This window comes from Methylomonas sp. LL1 (genome assembly GCF_015711015.1).
Classification (GTDB): Bacteria; Pseudomonadota; Gammaproteobacteria; order Methylococcales; family Methylomonadaceae; genus Methylomonas.
On record NZ_CP064653.1, the window covers coordinates 47,861 to 64,920 of the forward strand.

Below are 17,060 nucleotides of genomic sequence, written 5' to 3' on the forward strand. Positions count from 1 at the left end.
GTGTTTTTGCTTGTTTTTCCGGCGCGGTTTTTCAAGTCGATGGACTGTAACGTAATGTTAAATAAAAGATTATCAGCACATATTGTTATGGTTCGAAATTGGCACGCTTTCTGTCCTTAATTAGGCCATGATTGAACTACATCTTGTTCTCCGAGTACCGGCCAATAAAACCCGAACCATGGTCGATGCACTGCAAGTTCTCGCCAAGAGCGCGCGCTCGGTGCCGGGTTGTATTGCGGTCGAGGTATACAAGACGGTGGGTGTGCCGCGTTACATTTGTTATGACGAAATCTGGGAATCGGAAACGATGCTACGGAAAATGATTGCCTCTTCCCATTTTAGCCAGCTGGCATCGTTGATGGAACTTTCCAGTGAGCCGCCGGACTGCGAATTTCGTTTCATCAGCCAAACTTGTGGACTGGATTTCGCCGAGCGGGTTAGGGGCTGTGCAACCGATTAAGGTGCGATAGTTTGGAGAGGCTTTCCGAACGTGTTGATGTGTTTGTCCTTCGTGTTCCGACGACGAGGTTTGATGGCCGGTCTTGGCCGACAAGGCGCTAAAATCACCCTCATTGATTTGAATTTGCGCGGCCGTCGGTGCTGTGGCGGGTAGCGTGAAGCGCGGATTTCAGGAACATCAGAACCGCAGTCAAGCTGAGTTCGCGCCAACTCCGGGCCTGAATAACTTTAGCCTGGTTATGAAATCCGATAAGGGCGCTCGGCTATAGCTAGCGCCCCTATCCTTTTCAATCCCGGCGGTAGTTTAAGCGGGTAGGGAAAAGAATGCGGATAATCCCGCTGACGAAAAGCGCATCAGTCCAGTTATTATTCAAGAACCAACGGAGGCGGTGCGAACTCGGTTGGATGAGATACATGGGCGCCTAAGTCCTGTTGCCAGAAATAACGGCCATGGGAGGTGTTCGATGAATACAAGGATTTCAATGCCATCACCCAAGGAGGTGAACCATGAATAAAACACTATATTTCGGAATACGCAACACACTCTGCGTAGCGGTTTTGGCAACGATGATGGGCTGCGCCGAACATCAGCCAGCCATTCAGCCGCAAACTTTTGCTTCGCAGGAAATGTTGCCTCAGGCGGGGGTGGAGCCTAGCGATGCCAAAGGCATTCTGCAGCGCATGGCCAATTATTTAGTCAAAATACCGAAGTTCACGGTGGATCTGAGTGATAGTTATGACACCGTACAGGCATCGGGCCAAAAACTTGAGTTTGCCGCCATTCGCAAGGTCATCGTCAATCGGCCCAACGGGTTGCGAGTGGAACACGAGGAAAGCCACGGCGAGAAGAATGTCGTCCTGTATGACGGCAAGGACATCACGGTGTTCAGTCCCAATAAAAATATTTATGCACAAGTGGCCAAGCCCGGCGGCATCGATGAAGCGGTCAAATATTTTCTGAAGGATTTGAACATGAGGCTGCCACTGGCCATGCTGCTGGTCAGCCAGTTGCCGGCCGAGTTAGACAGTAGAACCGAGTCGCTTGATTACGTTGAAAAGACCTCGATTCATGGAAAACCAGCCCATCACTTGGCGGGCCGTACCGAAACCGTCGATTATCAGGTTTGGATTGCCGAAGGCGCGCAACCCTTACCACTGCGGGTGGTGTTGACCTACAAGCTGGCCGAGGGTCAACCGCAGTTCAGGGCGCAATTTTCTGATTGGAATTTGGCGCCTCAACTCAACGATGCCCAGTTTGCATTCACACCGCCCGAGGGCGCCAAGAAGATTGCCTTCCTAGCGCAATTGCCCAGTATCGTCCCTGGCGCATCCGAAGTTCCAGCACATCCGGGAGAAAAACAATGAACGCAAAATTCAATTCTATCCTCACGGCGATGACAGCCACTTTTGTAATTCTGACTGTCGGCCTGGATGATGTGGCGGCTCGTGGTCTTGGCGGCGGCGGAGGTGGTGGTGGATTCTCTCGTGGAGGAGGTGGTGGCGGAGCTGCTGCTGGTGGATTCTCCAGAGGGGGGGCCGCGGCTGGAGGTGGCTTTTCATCCCGCGCTGGTGGCGCGGCCAGCGCTAATTTTGCGTCGGGCGCGGGGCAAGCACGGATGAATGCCGGTGGTTCGGCGGCTTCGGCCTCCAGGACGTCAAGTCGGTCGGAGGCGACGCAATCAGTTTCGGCGAACCGGTCCGAAGCAGCGCAGACGGCTTCCACCAACCGAGCCACGACCCAACAAACGCGGGCATCCACCTCCACCGAAAATCAGGCGCAACGGCAAGACTCCCAGTCGCAGAATCAAGCCCAACGGCAGCAATATTCGAATGAAAACGTCGAGACCCGCCAACAGGGCGCTACAAGCCGAACACAAAGTCGGCAGCAGACCGCGCAGAACTATCAAGGCAACTACCCCGCCGGTTACCATCCGCCAGCTGGATATTACCCTCCACCTTCCGGGAACTATGATAATAATAACTGGGACGATGGTGAAGTGGCGGCCGTGGCGATTGGCTCGGCCGCGGTTGGCGCGATGGCGGGTTATGCGGCCGGCAACTCGAACGCCACCCAAACCCAGGCACCGGCGTCGTCAACGACAGTGGTATATTCGCAGCCTCCTTCCTCGGGGTACGCCAGCCTGCCTTGCACCCCCAATGTGATGGAGCGGAACGGCGTGACCTATTATCAATGCGGAGCCTCTTGGTATACACAGGCTTATGCTAATAATGGTCCGATTTATACACCTGTTCCGGCGCCTTACTAAATCGGTTGTCGCAAAAACATTTTTAGATTGCGGTAACATGTGGTTAATTTGCCGGAGCCGCCGCTCCGGCGCTTTTTAGTGCGAGAGGATTATTTCAAATGACGAAATTTTTTCGTCAAGCCAACGCTAAAAAATTGGTTGGCTGTTCGGTTATTTCATTGCTTGTTTCATTTTCAACCGGCGGGCAAGATTTGGAACCGCGTACCTATGCCAATACGCCGGTAGGGCTGAATTTTCTGATTGCCGGCTACGGCCACACCGAAGGCGGTGTGGCCACCGATCCGGCTTTACCGATTGAAAATTTCCAGGTTGAAATGCATTCTGGCGTATTGGCCTATGCCCGCGCTATCGATGTGTATGGTAAGTCGGCTAAGTTCGACCTGGTGCTGCCGTATGCTTCGCTCGAGGGTAGCGCCACGGTCGTCGGGCGGGAGCGTGATCGTGAAATATCCGGATTCTCCGACCCCAGGGCTCATTTTTCGCTAAATTTTTTCGGTGCCCCCGCGCTCTCGCTGAAGGAATTCGCCAATTATGAGCAGGATACGATTGTTGGCATGACTATTGAAGTGACGGCGCCGGGGGGACAATATGACGACAGCAAGCTGGTCAATCTCGGTACCAATCGCTGGTCGATAAAGCCGGAACTGGGTGTATCCAAACGCTTGGGACCGATTACCTTAGAGCTGGCAAGCGGTGTTCGCTTCTACACCGACAACGACGATTTTTTCGGCGGCAAGTACCGCAGCCAAGACCCGGTTTATTCGGTGCAGGGTCACCTGATTTATAGCTTGGGTTACGGTATCTGGGCCGCGGCCGATGCCACTTTTTATACCGGTGGTCAAACCCGAGTCGATGGCCTCAAAAACAACGACAGCCTGGAAAATTCTCGAGCCGGCGCTACCTTGGCACTACCCGTTAATCGTTCCAACTCGATTAAGCTTTATTACAGTACCAGTATTTCCGGCCGAAGGGGGAGCGACTTCGACATGACCGGGATAGCCTGGCAATACCGCTTTGCTGACGACTTCTAAACTGGCTGTGAAGTAATCGAGAATTAAACTCAGCGTACTGGAAAGCTCGCATGAGCCAACCAACAGTGTTTAGGGCTACGGGAATTGTCTTTGTCCACACGTAGCTTTCTTTTAGGGCGGGTTTTTTCGGATAATCCCCGAGATTTCCGGGATTATCCGAAGGCTCTGAAAATTGTCTTTCGCCGATTTCATCCTATTCGTTCGTAAATATAGGTTTAATCCTGCAAATCTAATTTACTCAATGTTGGCGCAATTCGTGCGTTTTCACTAGTATCCAAAACTCAGCGGAGCATGTTAAGCAACCGTTCTGTTCAACTCATCCCGCATGCCGTTGTAAGGAGAGATGGACTGGTCAAGATACATTTTGGGCTGATGGATAACTTGCAGCCCTTTCAGGGCATGGGCATCAAGGAATTGTTACTTGATTCCGCCTAGTAATCCGGAGACAAAACGCATGAAACAGCCATCCATAGCCCCAGACACGAGTCAGGCCAATACCGCTACCTTTCGTTTCGATCTAATCGCGGGCCTCACGGCGGCGGCGGTAATTTTACCCAAGGCAATGGCTTACGCCAGCGTAGCCGGTTTACCGGTTGCCGTGGGGCTTTATACCGCCTTTATCCCGATGATTATTTATGCGCTGCTGGGTTCATCGCGGGTGCTCAGCGTCAGCTCCACCACGACACTAGGTATCCTGGCGGGCACCCAACTCGCCCTGGTGGTGCCGGATGGCGACCCGGCTAAACTGATGACTGCCGTTGCCACACTAACCGGCCTGGTCGGTATGATGCTGATGGCGGCGTCGCTGCTGCGTTTGGGATTCGTGGCCAATTTCATTTCCTCCCCCGTCCTGACCGGTTTCAAGGCCGGCATAGGTCTTGTGATCGTGTTGGACCAATTACCGAAACTTTTGGGCGTCCACATCGCAAAGCAGGGCTTTTTCCGCGATTTGTTCAGTGTCATGCATCATATCCCCGAAACCTCGCTGATCACGCTCGCACTGGCGACCGCGACATTGGTCGTGCTGATCGGTATGGAGCGTCTGTGGCCGCATTCGCCGGCGCCTCTGGTCGCGGTCGGCGGTGGCATCGTCGTGTCATGGTTTTTGGGTCTGGATGCGCGGGGTGTTTCGACGGTGGGCTTGATTCCGCAAGGCTTACCGTCACTGACCTTGCCGGATTTAACGCTAATCGAGCAGTTGGTGCCGGGCGCTCTCGGGATTGCATTGATGAGTTTCACCGAGTCGATCGCGGCGGCGCGTGCCTTTGCCAAAACCGCCGAACCTACGATTAATGCTAATCGCGAATTGATTGCCTTGGGCGTGGCGAATCTGGGAGGGGCACTAACCGGGGCGATGCCGGCCGGTGGAGGCACTTCGCAAACCGCGGTTGTGCGATCCACGGGTGGAAAATCGCAAAAAGCATCCCTGGTGACGGCGTCGGTGGCGCTGGCAACCATGCTGCTGATTGCGCCCTTGCTGGGCTATTTGCCGCACGCCACGCTGGCGGCGGTTGTCATCGTCTACTCGATTGGTTTGATCGAGCCAGCGGAGTTTATGGCTATACGCAGAGTTCGGACGATGGAGTTCCGCTGGGCCTTGGTGGCTTGTATCGGCGTATTGATATTCGGTACGCTGAAGGGCATCATCGTCGCAATCATTGTCTCCGTGATTGGATTGGCAAGTCAGGCCGCCAACCCTCGCGTGTATGTGATTGGCCGTAAGCGCGGAACCAATATGCTGAGACCATTATTGCCCGAACATCCCGACGACGAGACCCTCGATGGCTTGTTGATCGTACGACCGGAGGGACGGATTTTTTTCGTGAATGCCCAGTACATTGCCGAGCAGATCCATGCACTGATTACGCAGTATCAACCGCGGGTTCTGACCTTGGATATGAGTCGAGTCCAGGATATAGAGTACTCGGCACTGAAGATTTTGATGGAGCGCGAACAGTGCGCAACGCAAAGTGGTTATACATTGTGGTTAGCAGGGTTAAACCCTGGCGTTTTGGAAGTCGTGCGTAGTTCCGGGTTGGCCGAACGCCTTGGGCGCGAACGCATGTTGTTCAATGCCAGCGCGGCAATGGAGCGCTTCCAGATGTTGCGGGCAAATGCGGCCGATACGGAGGCGGAATGGAAGCCATGATGGTCGGCTGATTAACGGGTCAAAAGCTCATGAGAAGGCTCGGTATCATCCCGGCTCATTAAAGTAGCACCCCTCACCCCTAGGCCCGGTTGCTTGCCGGACAAGACGCCGTGAATTGGTCCATGTAGGCTCGGCGGCGCCATCCTTGCCGCCGATGCCTGCCCAAACAAGCAGCCGCGCCCTCCCAATTTTTTTTCAGAGTAACGCTCATGAAAGCGCGGCATCACCCCGGCAAATGAAAGTCAATAGGTTTTTAACGTTAGTCTTTGGGGCGTTTTTCCGTGACTTCCAGAGTAGTAAGCTTAACAAAACATGCCCTGAAAAAATTCTTTATACGGTAATAAATCAAGCATAAACTATACCAACATAGGAAAACCCGGATTTTTAAAAACTATAAAACATGTTGGGATGACTGATAACAACTATAAAACCCCGAATCAATCGGAAGAATATTTGCCGTTCCAGTTTTTGCTGGCGGAACTGTCCGCTAACCTAGTACGCATTCCACCCGACCAAGTCGACCAAGCAATCCAGGAGGGGATACACCGGATTGGCGAAGCGTTGGATATCGATCATATTGGCTTGGGCTTGATCACAAACGATGGTCAAGATTTCTGTGCGAAGTTTGGGCACGCTAAGCCAGGAACAAGACCGTGGAAGGCTGCGTCGTTGATGTCCGAAGGCCCCTACGTGACTCAAACGCTTCTAAGCGGTCAACCTTTCATCATGCACGATGTGGATGATTTGCCCGCCGAAGCAGCGATGGATAGAGAGGGTTTTATACGCTATGGAATTAGATCCGACTTGGTTTTTCCGCTGATCGTAGGCGGAAAGTTGACCGGCGGCATCGGTTTTGCCGCGGCGCGCCCGCGCCATTGGAATGACGAAGTTGTCCGTGGACTTGGGCTGATCGCCGATGTGTTCTCCAATGTCTTGGAACGCCAGCACACGGTACAAGCCCTGCAAGCCCAGGAGGAACAAATGCGCCTGGCGGCCGATGCCGCTAACATTGGCCTGTGGGTTTGGAATATTCCGGTTGATACGATCTGGGCAACGGCTAGGGCGCGCAGGCTATACGGTGTTGCGGATGGTGATATGCTGAACTTGCAACGGTTTTTGGAATGTATCCATCCGGACGATAAGCAACGGGTTGGCGAAACGGTGCGACAGATATTAGCGGACGGTAGCGATTTCCGCGACGAATACCGAGTCGTCCATCCCGACGCCAGCGAACACTGGATCTGTGCCAGTGGCCATTGCCAGATCGGAGCCGACGGTCGACCCGAGCGCCTGATGGGAGCCAGCCTGAATGTCACCGAGATCCGCCGCGCTAAACTTGAGCTGGAGCAGGCGAACGGCGAACTCAATGCCGCGCTGGAAAAAATTCAAAGCCTGCAGGATCAATTGCAGCAAGAGAACCTTTACCTGCGCCACGAAAGATCGGAGCGCCAGGAACTAGGGCAAATCATCTGTGGTAGCGCGGCCATGCGCCAAATCATGACGCAGGTCGAACAGGTGGCCGCTACTCCGGCTTCGGTGCTGATCATCGGCCAAACCGGCACCGGCAAGGAACTACTGGCGACCGCTATCCACGAGGCCAGTCCGCGCAAGGAGCGAACGATGATTCGGGTAAACTGCGCCGCCATTCCGGCAGCGTTGATTGAAAGCGAACTGTTTGGACGAGAAAAAGGCGCCTATACCGGTGCATTATCCAAACAAATTGGGCGTTTCGAATTAGCGCACGGCTCAACCCTGTTCCTGGATGAGGTGGGCGAGTTGCCGCTGGATGCCCAAGCCAAACTACTGCGGGCGTTGCAGGAAAAAGAAATCGAGCGCTTGGGTAGTCCTAAACCCATCAAAATCGATGTGCGAGTGATTGCCGCCACTAATCGTAATCTGCCACGGGAAGTGGCCGAGGGACGGTTTCGTGAAGATCTCTATTACCGTCTGAATGTGTTTCCAATCCAGTTGCCGCCGTTACGCGACAGGCCGGAAGACATCCCGAGATTGGCGGAGACCTTCGTCCAAGAGTTTGCCCGTTCCATGGACAAATCGATCAACGCTATTGCCAAATCCTGTTTAAACGTGCTTTGCAACTATGACTGGCCAGGCAATATTCGTGAATTACGCAATGTCATCGAGCGGGCGGTAATTCTGGCCAATGGCCCAGTGCTCAAAATCACCTTGCCTAGGGATGGGTTGGCTAAAGCGGCCATGGAAAAATCACAGCTGCTCTCGCTAGAGGAGGTGGAGCGCGAGCATATTCTGCGCATATTGGAAATCAGCGGTTGGCGCATTCGCGGCCAAGGCAGCGCGGCGGAGATTCTCGGGCTCAAGCCTACAACACTCGAAAGCCGTATGACTAAGCTTGGCATTCGCAGGCCGTCTATTTATTGATCTTGTTTTTCGGGGAATCTACGAAATTTCAGAGGGCTACTGGGTTGTTCAGATTTGCTTGCGATCCTTTGGTGTTGGTGGTAACTATTGGATATATAAGCTAATTTCCAATATGAATGTGTGGGATTGGAAAGTGGCGTATTTCCTGCTGTTATCTGATTCATGATTGAACTTCATCTCATGCTTAGAGCCGTGCCCGACCAAACCCGGATGTTGACCGACGCGTTACAAGTTCTCGCCCAAGGGGTGCGTTCGGTGCCCGGATGCCTGTCAGTCGAGATATACAAAACGGTTGCTACGCCACATTGCCTTTGTTACGACGAAATTTGGGAGTCCGAAGCGTCTCTGCGGCGCATGATTAAGTCCAGACATTTCAGCCAGCTGGCTTCCTTGATGGAGTTATCCAGCCATCCGCCGGTCTGCGAATTCCGCTTTATCAGTAAAACACAGGGCATCGACTTTGCCGATCAGGTAAGGCGCGGTTGCTAGGGCTAAAGGGCATTTTCCAATCAAGGTCTGACGGGCGCTCGCCCAGGCAGGGGAAGTAGCAAATTACCAATGGAGAGAAATATTAGTGAAGAATAAAACCAATCTGGCGACGGTGATCGCCTTGGCGTGTGGCATGCTGGCGACGGCGGCGGTTGCCAAATCCACCGTGCCGGTGGAACACAAGATGACCACCGAAACTCCCTCGGGCATCGCCATACCGGACAAGGTAAAGACCCGGTTGGGTACGCTGAAGTTTTTTGACGGCTTCCCGGATGATGCCAGCCTTGAAAAACTGTATGACAACCTGGACTTTCAGCGCGCGGTACAGGCCTACTTGCTCGGACTAGCGCCGGTGAGCCAAGTGGCGAATCGCAAGGGAATACTCGAAGTGGGGCCGGCCAATACGACCGTTCCGATCTTCGAGCAGATGATGAATCCCCGGTCGACATTTCTCACCCCTAACAACAACACCCCATACACATGGTTCTGGCTTGACCTGAGCAAGGGACCCCTGGTCATGGAGATTCCACCCAAGGTTCTCGGACTGATTGACGATATGTGGTACCACTTCGTCACCGATTTGGGCTTCATGGGGCCGGATAAGGGCGAGGGCGGTAAGTTTCTGCTGCTGCCACCCGGTTACCAGGGAGAGGTCCCTTCGGGTTACCACGTCGTTCGACCCGCAACCTTCAAGGTCTGGGCCGGCTGGCGCACCTTCCTGGTGGATGGCGACCCGAAGCCGGGGGTGGACAGCGTCAAGCAGTTGACGAAAATCTATCCGCTTGGACAAGCCGAAAACCCGCCGCCGTTAAATTTTGTCAACGTCTCGGGGCGGGACTTCAACACCGTCGCCCCAGCTGATTATCCGTTCTGGGAGTATCTCAACCAAGTGGTGCAAGAGGAACCGACGGAGTCGATTGACCCGGTCACGCTAGGCCTGTGGGCATCGGTTGGCATTCAAAAAGGCAAGCCCTTCAATCCCGATGTACGGATGAAGAAAATTCTTGCCGAAGCGGCACTCGTAGGAGACGCAACCGCGCGCGCGGTCTCTTATCGTCCTCGTGATTCAGCGGCCTATTTCTACCCCAATAGCGCTTGGTGCAATCCAATGAATGCCAGCGGCTATACCTTTGAGGATAAGGGGGTACGTCTGCTGGACATGTATACGTTCTTCTTCTTTTATGCGACCGGTATCACCCCGGCCATGGATTCGAAGGTGGTTGGACAAGGGTCGCAATACATGGCGGCTTTCATCGACGCCGACGGTAAACCTCTCGACGGTGGCAAGAATTACAAACTTCACCTTCCGCCCAATATTCCAGTCGCCAACTTTTGGTCTGTGATTCTGTACGACAGCCAGACTCGCTCGATGCTGCAGACCGACCAGCACTGGCCGGCGGTCAGCAGCCAGACCCAAGGGCTCCAGGTCAATCCGGACAGCTCGGTGGATATCTATTTCGGACCGAAGCCTCCCATTGGTAAGGAAAATAACTGGGTGCAGACCATCCCCGGTAAAGGCTGGAATACGCTGTTACGCCTCTATGGTCCGCTCCAGCCATGGTTCGACAAAACCTGGCGGCCGGGTGAAATTGAGCGAGTGGATTAAAGCGGCTATTTAGATTAGTGCGAACTGGAGTTCGATTCGGGGTGGGTTGTTTTCATAATTAAGGAATGATCATGAAATAACCTATTTATGTGTTCGGCGTAGCTGCGGATTTATCCGCGCAGTGCGAATGAATTCGCACCTACCGTTACCGAACTGGTTTATCACGTATTCCTGAGGATAAAACGATGTTCAAGAAAATGCTGTTGTTAGTGGGGTGTTTGATTTTTTCGTCATGGGCGGTTGCCGATTGTGTGAGAGGGCCGAACGGTAAACTGGTTTGCGATGGCGGCGACAATGCGGGTGGCTATAATCCTAACCGCGGTACCGCCTGGAAGTCGGAAACCAATGATGCCGGGGTTAAGAGCACTGAAACCAGTCGGGGCGGAGAAGCCAAGACTAAAAATGGCGTAGGGGTTGTCAAAACGCCCGATGGAAAAACCTGCGTCAAGACTCGCAATAATCAGGGGTGTCGTTAAGATTCTAAGGATTCCGTCAAAAATAAGTTCCCGATCTTCGAATGTCCCGAGGGGGTGAATTCATTCGCCCCTTGTTATGATGAATTCAGGGAAATTATTTCCAACCCAATCCAAGCAATTTGCCGTTGACTGAGCGGACTTGTACTGAGCGAACGACATGTTTGGCATCGACAATGGGTACAAACTTTATCGAATATCCCCGCATGAAACTGATTCGTGTCGATTCGGTGGATAGCGTGATGATCGAACTCAGAAACAGCATGCAATGATCAACTCCAACCTACAATTAACCTAAGGAATACAGCATGAAAAATCCATCACATTCGCAACGTCACTCTTTGGCATACACGCTTGGCTGGCTGTTTTTGCTGTTGATAACGTTGAACGGCTGCCAATCGATGGGCGGCTCCCAGGCCGACACCAAGGCCAATGCGGCGCAGATCGATCGAGAAGTCAACGCGGCTTTGTCCAAGCTTTACCAAACCACGCCGACCGCCAGGGCACTGGCCGCGAAAGCCAAGGGAATTTTGGTGTTTCCGAACGTGGTCAAGGCCGGTTTCATCGGCGGTGCCGAATATGGCATGGGTGCGATGCGCCGTAACGGCCGCACTACGGGCTATTATAATATCGTCGCCGGATCATACGGCCTGCAGGCCGGGGTACAATCCTTCGGTTATGCGATGTTTTTCATGAACGATGCCGCATTACACAGCCTGGACAGCACCAAGGGCTTTGAAGTCGGGGTCGGTCCCAATATCGTGGTGTTGGACGAAGGCATGGCCAGAAAAGCCACGACAACGACGATGCGTGACGACGTCTATGCCTTCGTGTTCGGCCAACGCGGTTTGATGGCCGGTTTGGGATTACAAGGTTCCAAGATTACTCGGGTTAACCCCTAGCTTGATTTTTCCCCATTGAAAATATACCTATAGGGCATAAAGAGGATAGAGGGGATTTTTATAATGGTTCTCCCCGACATTGAAAACTAGGAACAAAACCAGCTTTTCTGTCATGGTCCCATGGACGTAAACTAGAAATTCCAAACCATATACCTATCACAACCAGGAGATGCAAAGATGACAAAGACTAAAAATCGAAACTTGGCGGCCATTGGCGGACTGGCGTTAGCGTTGACACTTTCTGCCTGTACGCCGATCAAGCAAGCTAGAGATGTCGAACAATCCGGCTTTCTGGGCGATTATTCGACGTTACAGGAAGGAAAAGAGGGTGAGGCGCTGAAGATTTATATCGACCCCAACTATCCGCAAACCTGCAATAACTATGACAAGGTCATCATCGAGCCGGTCGGTATTTGGGTGCGCGAGAACAGCGATATGGCCGGCCTTGCCGCCGAAGATAGGCAAACGCTGGTAAACCATCTACATGGTTCATTAGTCAACGAAATGGGCAAGTACTATCAAATCGTCAAGACCGCGCAGCCGGGTACCTTGCGCATCAAAACCGCGATCACCGAAGCGGAAGGCTCCTGGGTTGCACTGGATACCGTGTCATCGTTTGTGCCGCAATTGCTGGTGATGTCTAAATTGAAAGAAATTGCCACCGGCACCGGTACCTTTGTCGGTAAAGCCAGCGGCGAGGTTGAGATAACGGACGCGGTGACCGGCGAGCGCATTGCCGCGGCGGTCGATCGTATCGTTGGCGCCAAGTCGGCGATTGGCGTGACCAGCAAATGGGACGATGTGACCCGCGCCTTCGATTTTTGGGCGGGACGCATGGCTTACCGTTTGGAAAACTGCGGCGCAATGCCTCCCGAGCAATAATGGCCGGCGTCGGCCATTTTGAATCGTGTTTTCAATCATGGGATACAGTGTAATGAATAACAACAGCAGAAAAATCCGCAATAGCTTAATGGGTATCGTCGCCTTGCTGGGCATGGCAACGATCAATGCCTGGGCGCAAGGCCAGTTGATGATCTACCCGGCCGCCGGCCAAAACCCGCAGCAACAACAGCAAGACCAATTTAACTGTCACAACTGGTCGGTGCAGCAATCCGGGTATGACCCCAGCAATCCGCCGGCGCAAGGCTCGGGTCCTTCTTTCGGCAGTGCCGGTAAGGAAACCCTGCGTGGCGGCGCCCGTGGCGCGGCGGCCGGCGCGGCTATCGGTGCCATTGCCGGTGATGCCGGTAAGGGTGCGGCGATTGGCGCGGTTGCGGGCGGCATGAAGCGAGGCTTTCAGGAGCGCGATAACCAAAAACAAGCCGCGTCCGCGCCACCTCCTGGCCTGGATAATTACAACCGGGCGATGAAATCCTGTCTAGGCGCGATGGGCTATTCGGTGAATTGAGCGTAGAGACGGACTCAATTTTATGGCATCGACAAACTTCGCCCGCCACGGGCGAAGCAATAAACTCTCCTGGCGGCTTGTCATAATCGCCGGTTTGTCGTTGAACTTGGCGATGCTGACGGCCGCTACTCCAATACGTGCCCAGCCACTCAATCCAGTCAGCGAAGTCCTAGCTAAGCCAGCCGACGGCGATTCCATGCCGGCTCGCGAAAGCGCGTTAAAGCTTAAACTCGCCGAGGTAAACGAACGTTTGCTTGCGCTGGCGAAGGACGATTCGGCCAAACCCGCCGTTGCCGACGCCAGTGAATGGACCGAATACAAGCGTTTATTGAATCTTTTAGCCAACGCTTACGAAAGCCATCTGGATGCTTTGAACAAGTTACGCGCCAGCCGCGAAACCCATCTGGATTTTCAACAAAAAACCAACGCCTGGGTCGGTTTTTCCGAATCGCCTCCCTATTCTGTAGAGTTTGTTGACGACCAATGGAAGCAAGTTCGTTTGAAGGATCACGAGCTGGAATCCGCTCAGCTCGAATTGGACACACTGCAAAGCATGATGGAAACCCAGCGCAAGTCCTTCCAGACCTCGGCGCAGAACCTGCGTAAAGCCAGTGAGCTGTTGGAGTATGCGGGCTTGGAACAGAGTGAACGCGAAGGTTGGCTTCAAGAATTGAACAGTTTGAGGAGCCAACAGGACGAAGCCCGGTTAGCAGCGTTGGATACTGCTCGGGAAGTGCTTACTGAAAATCTGGCCTACCGGCGCGATGAACGGGCCTTTTTGCAACGCAAGGCGCGGGTGGCCAGCCGCCTATCACCGTTATCGCAACAAGAGCGTGATCAGCAAATTTCGAAACTGGCGTCATTGCGACAAGAACTGGATGCCGAAATCGCACAAACCGTTACTCATCTGCATGCTAGGCAGCAACAAGTGCAACAGGTACGCGAACAACTGCGGCTATTACGCGAGCGAGCGATCGAAAAGCCAGCCGGCGCGGGCAGCCCCGATCGCGAAGGGGCTGCGTTGCAACAAGTTTTGGAAACCGCCAACATTGAAGCCGAAGCGGCGGAATCCAATTTAAAAACATTACGTTTACTGGTGCAAGCAACCGTGGCGCGGCGCCAATTCTGGGAATTGCTGTATCGGATCGATAATGCGGGCGATCTGAAGACGCTCGAAGACATTAGTCAGGAAATCCAGAAGGGTTTGCAGAATCTGGCTCTGTGGCGCAAGTATCTTCGTTCCGATCTCGACACCGCTCGTAGTCGTCTGGATGCTCAGGATAAGCGCCTGGACAATTGGCAGGCCGAGTATGGCGACCGCCCCCTGGAAACCCGTAAACTGATTGCCTATACCCGTCAGGAAACCATGCTGAAACGCGGAGTGGCGGAAGCCGACGAATTGGAAGCCCGTCTGCGCAGTTTGTTGGATTCGCTGCAATCGCGGAGCGAGGGCGCCAGTTTTAAGGAACGTTTGCGATTATTCTATTCCAGCCTCATCGAACTGGCCGGGCAATTAAGCGATTTCGAATTATTAACCATCGAAGATAAAATCGTCGCCGAAGGCCGGGAGATTGTCGGTAAGCGTAGCGTTACGGTCGGTAAGGTCACCCAGATTCTGACCATATTCGCCTTGGGCTTATGGTTGATATCCAGACTGACCGAATTTGGCCGCTCTCGGGTCAAGCACTGGCAAGCGAGTCGGGCAAGCGCGGGTTTGCTGGGATTGCGCTTGTTCGGTTTGACCGCGGTGGTCGGTATCGTGGTGTTTGCCTTGATCAGCGTGCATATTCCGCTGACGGTATTCACTTTTCTGGGTGGTACCTTGGCGATAGGCGTGGGTTTCGGTGCCCAGAATATCCTCAATAATTTCATCAGCGGCATGATTTTGTTGATGGAACGCTCGATCAAAATCGGCGACATCGTCGAAGTCGAAGGCGTGCTCAGTCGCGTGACCCATATCGGTAGTCGTTGCTGTCAGGTACACCGCTTCGACGGCATCGATATGCTGATTCCCAACAGTAGTTTTTTGGAGAAAAGCGTCACCAACTGGACGCTTTCCGACCATACCCTGCGCTGTAGTGTTAGCGTCGGTACGGCTTATGACTCACCGCCCCGGCAAGCCATGGCGCTGGTCGAGCGGGCAGCGGCCGAACATCATCAGGTCATGAAAAATCCGGTTCCCGAAGTCTATCTGCAGGAGTTTGGCGCGGATGCGATCAATTTAAGGCTGGATTTTTGGATCGATTTGCACGTCCAGCCCAATCGCTATCGGGTGATGAGTGATGTGCGCCTACATATACAAGAATTGTTCGCCCAGCAGGGAATTGCGATTGCCTTCCCGCAACGGGATGTGCATCTGGATATGGTAAGTCCCGTCAAAGTCGAATTAGCCAGGCTGGGATCGGGTTCGCGACAGGAGTCCGAAAAGAATCCCAAGGATACATAGCGCGCTGATCGCAAATCTTCTCACCGATTTGACCGGTTCCGGGTAGATCAACATTCCCGTCACATTTGCCAATTCATTTAATCTAAGCAGGGGTTATGCCAAAACTTCTATTCGCCAAAATAGGCGGCGGAAACGGAAGCAAGCCGCAGTTTTGTGAATATTCGCGATAAGATATTTCGCCAAGGCCGAGGATTAGTTGAATTGTCGTTTTCGGAGTATCTCTGATATATCGGAGATACTCCGAAAAATTCATTGGATAGGCTATTTAAAAGACACAATAACTGTCCTGATTTGTTTGAGATTTTTGATTCCAGGTGATGCGATTATATTGTGGCGTGCTTTGTGCATTAATGTTGGGCGCGAGCGAGTTAAATCTTACCCTCAAAGTCAGTTAATGAAAACCCGCGCTGTAGCTAAAGCTTTACGCTCGCTAAAAACGTGCACACGAGGTTTTGGGGTTTCGACGCAAGCGTTTCTAAAACTCTAGGAGCTCCATAGTGGTTCTTGATGGAAATCTCCATCAAGTCGCCCATTTGCCGGTCCCGATTCATGGGCAAGCTTCAAGAGCCGGAATGCAAAGGTATGCATTGAAGCCATGGCGAAGACTAACGACTTGCCATAACATTTTTTATTTTGGATATTACCCTATGAAGAACTTTCAATTTTTGCCGGTGATGTTGAGCATGACTCTAGCCGTTGTGGGCTGCGGTTCGGTTCGCTCCGGTACCAACGACATTAAGGCCAAGGCCGTCGAACCGGCTCCCGACGCGGGTTTCATTCAACATCCCGAATTGCAGAGTAAACGCGCGGATTTACCGTTTCAAAAAGTCTGGATCAAGCCCGGTTTCGATAAGTCGGGTTATCGCGAACTGATCGTCGCTCCGGTCAACACCAGCTATATGCAACAAATGGATTGGCTACACAGCATCAGTTCAGCCAACATCCTTGGCGATGTCAAAAAAGATACCGAGGAATTGGCGCAATATTTTCGTAGTCAGATCATCAAAAAATTTAGAGAGGACCCTAACCACCGATTTTCGGTGATCGACTACGCGCGGCAATATCGTTATCCGGCCTTACAATTGGAGTTGGCACTGATTGAAATCGATCCTTCGCAATCGGTGCTGCATGCGATGAGTTGGGCAGGCCCTCCAGGCACTGGCACTGCGGTGGGCGTCGTCAATCAGCGCCGCGCGGCTTTCGAAGCACGCTTGCGCGATGTGCAGACCGGCGAAGTGGTAGCGACTTTCGCCGACCGCGATATGCAAGACGCCGGTCCGCTGGATTTGACCCGTCTTACCTGGTACGGCCCGGCCAAGGGCATCATGGATCGCTGGGCGGAGCAGTTCGTGCAAATCGCCAACCGCAAGCCCGGCGAGATGGTCACCGATCCGCTGCCTTTTACGGTACGACCGTTTTGATCTAAATCGGCA

The 17,060-nt window shown here is 53.2% G+C and carries 14 protein-coding genes; all 14 read left to right on the forward strand.

Annotated elements, in window-relative coordinates:
* The first annotated feature begins 127 nt into the window (after window positions 1-127).
* The 14 genes from IVG45_RS00790 (at window position 128) to IVG45_RS00855 (ending at window position 17,048) form a co-directional block, all read left to right on the forward strand.
* Entirely contained in the window at window positions 128-460 is a 333-nt protein-coding gene (locus tag IVG45_RS00790) for a putative quinol monooxygenase (RefSeq protein ID WP_196436010.1), read from the forward strand.
* Between the two features lie 506 nt (window positions 461-966).
* A complete protein-coding gene (locus tag IVG45_RS00795) occupies window positions 967-1,824 on the forward strand; it encodes a DUF2092 domain-containing protein (RefSeq protein ID WP_196436011.1) in 858 nt (285 codons plus the stop codon).
* A complete protein-coding gene (locus tag IVG45_RS00800) occupies window positions 1,821-2,726 on the forward strand; it encodes a hypothetical protein (RefSeq protein ID WP_196436012.1) in 906 nt (301 codons plus the stop codon). The genes IVG45_RS00795 and IVG45_RS00800 overlap by 4 nt, the downstream gene beginning before the upstream one ends.
* Before the next feature lie 98 nt (window positions 2,727-2,824).
* Entirely contained in the window at window positions 2,825-3,757 is a 933-nt protein-coding gene (locus IVG45_RS00805; protein WP_196436013.1) for a transporter, read from the forward strand.
* 454 nt (window positions 3,758-4,211) lie between these two features.
* Window positions 4,212-5,906, forward strand: a complete 1,695-nt coding sequence (locus IVG45_RS00810) for a SulP family inorganic anion transporter (RefSeq protein ID WP_196436014.1) — start codon at window positions 4,212-4,214, stop codon at window positions 5,904-5,906.
* Between the two features lie 408 nt (window positions 5,907-6,314).
* The gene (locus IVG45_RS00815; RefSeq protein ID WP_196436015.1) at window positions 6,315-8,303 is read left to right on the forward strand and encodes a sigma-54-dependent Fis family transcriptional regulator; all 1,989 of its coding nucleotides are present in this window, start codon (window positions 6,315-6,317) and stop codon (window positions 8,301-8,303) included.
* A 180-nt stretch (window positions 8,304-8,483) separates the two neighbouring features.
* A complete protein-coding gene (locus IVG45_RS00820) occupies window positions 8,484-8,792 on the forward strand; it encodes an antibiotic biosynthesis monooxygenase family protein (protein WP_196436016.1) in 309 nt (102 codons plus the stop codon).
* An 85-nt stretch (window positions 8,793-8,877) separates the two neighbouring features.
* Window positions 8,878-10,398 carry a DUF1254 domain-containing protein gene (locus IVG45_RS00825; RefSeq protein WP_196436017.1) on the forward strand — a complete coding sequence of 507 codons (1,521 nt, stop codon included), beginning with the start codon at window positions 8,878-8,880 and terminating at the stop codon, window positions 10,396-10,398.
* 185 nt (window positions 10,399-10,583) lie between these two features.
* A complete protein-coding gene (locus IVG45_RS00830) occupies window positions 10,584-10,874 on the forward strand; it encodes a hypothetical protein (RefSeq protein ID WP_196436018.1) in 291 nt (96 codons plus the stop codon).
* Window positions 10,875-11,179: 305 nt separating this feature from the next.
* On the forward strand, window positions 11,180-11,773 hold the full coding sequence (locus IVG45_RS00835) for a YSC84-related protein (RefSeq protein WP_196436019.1): 594 nt from the start codon (window positions 11,180-11,182) through the stop codon (window positions 11,771-11,773).
* Between the two features lie 177 nt (window positions 11,774-11,950).
* Window positions 11,951-12,655, forward strand: coding sequence for a DUF3313 domain-containing protein (locus IVG45_RS00840; RefSeq protein ID WP_196436020.1), 705 nt, complete (start codon window positions 11,951-11,953; stop codon window positions 12,653-12,655).
* Window positions 12,656-12,707: 52 nt separating this feature from the next.
* Complete coding sequence (locus tag IVG45_RS00845) at window positions 12,708-13,181, forward strand: YMGG-like glycine zipper-containing protein (protein WP_196436021.1); 474 nt, start codon at window positions 12,708-12,710, stop codon at window positions 13,179-13,181.
* Window positions 13,182-13,203: 22 nt separating this feature from the next.
* Window positions 13,204-15,627, forward strand: a complete 2,424-nt coding sequence (locus IVG45_RS00850) for a mechanosensitive ion channel domain-containing protein (RefSeq protein ID WP_196436022.1) — start codon at window positions 13,204-13,206, stop codon at window positions 15,625-15,627.
* 647 nt (window positions 15,628-16,274) lie between these two features.
* Window positions 16,275-17,048, forward strand: coding sequence for a DUF3313 family protein (locus IVG45_RS00855; protein WP_196436023.1), 774 nt, complete (start codon window positions 16,275-16,277; stop codon window positions 17,046-17,048).
* Window positions 17,049-17,060: the final 12 nt, after the last annotated feature.

Excerpts from the sequence above, each read along its gene's own strand:
- IVG45_RS00790 (WP_196436010.1), top strand. The coding sequence starts at position 128 with ATGATTGAACTACATCTTGTTCTCCGAGTACCGGCCAATAAAACCCGA.
- IVG45_RS00795 (WP_196436011.1), top strand. The coding sequence starts at position 967 with ATGAATAAAACACTATATTTCGGAATACGCAACACACTCTGCGTAGCG.
- IVG45_RS00800 (WP_196436012.1), top strand. The coding sequence starts at position 1,821 with ATGAACGCAAAATTCAATTCTATCCTCACGGCGATGACAGCCACTTTT.
- IVG45_RS00805 (WP_196436013.1), top strand. The coding sequence starts at position 2,825 with ATGACGAAATTTTTTCGTCAAGCCAACGCTAAAAAATTGGTTGGCTGT.
- IVG45_RS00810 (WP_196436014.1), top strand. The coding sequence starts at position 4,212 with ATGAAACAGCCATCCATAGCCCCAGACACGAGTCAGGCCAATACCGCT.
- IVG45_RS00815 (WP_196436015.1), top strand. The coding sequence starts at position 6,315 with ATGACTGATAACAACTATAAAACCCCGAATCAATCGGAAGAATATTTG.
- IVG45_RS00820 (WP_196436016.1), top strand. The coding sequence starts at position 8,484 with ATGCTTAGAGCCGTGCCCGACCAAACCCGGATGTTGACCGACGCGTTA.
- IVG45_RS00830 (WP_196436018.1), top strand. The coding sequence starts at position 10,584 with ATGTTCAAGAAAATGCTGTTGTTAGTGGGGTGTTTGATTTTTTCGTCA.
- IVG45_RS00835 (WP_196436019.1), top strand. The coding sequence starts at position 11,180 with ATGAAAAATCCATCACATTCGCAACGTCACTCTTTGGCATACACGCTT.
- IVG45_RS00840 (WP_196436020.1), top strand. The coding sequence starts at position 11,951 with ATGACAAAGACTAAAAATCGAAACTTGGCGGCCATTGGCGGACTGGCG.
- IVG45_RS00845 (WP_196436021.1), top strand. The coding sequence starts at position 12,708 with ATGAATAACAACAGCAGAAAAATCCGCAATAGCTTAATGGGTATCGTC.
- IVG45_RS00850 (WP_196436022.1), top strand. The coding sequence starts at position 13,204 with ATGGCATCGACAAACTTCGCCCGCCACGGGCGAAGCAATAAACTCTCC.
- IVG45_RS00855 (WP_196436023.1), top strand. The coding sequence starts at position 16,275 with ATGAAGAACTTTCAATTTTTGCCGGTGATGTTGAGCATGACTCTAGCC.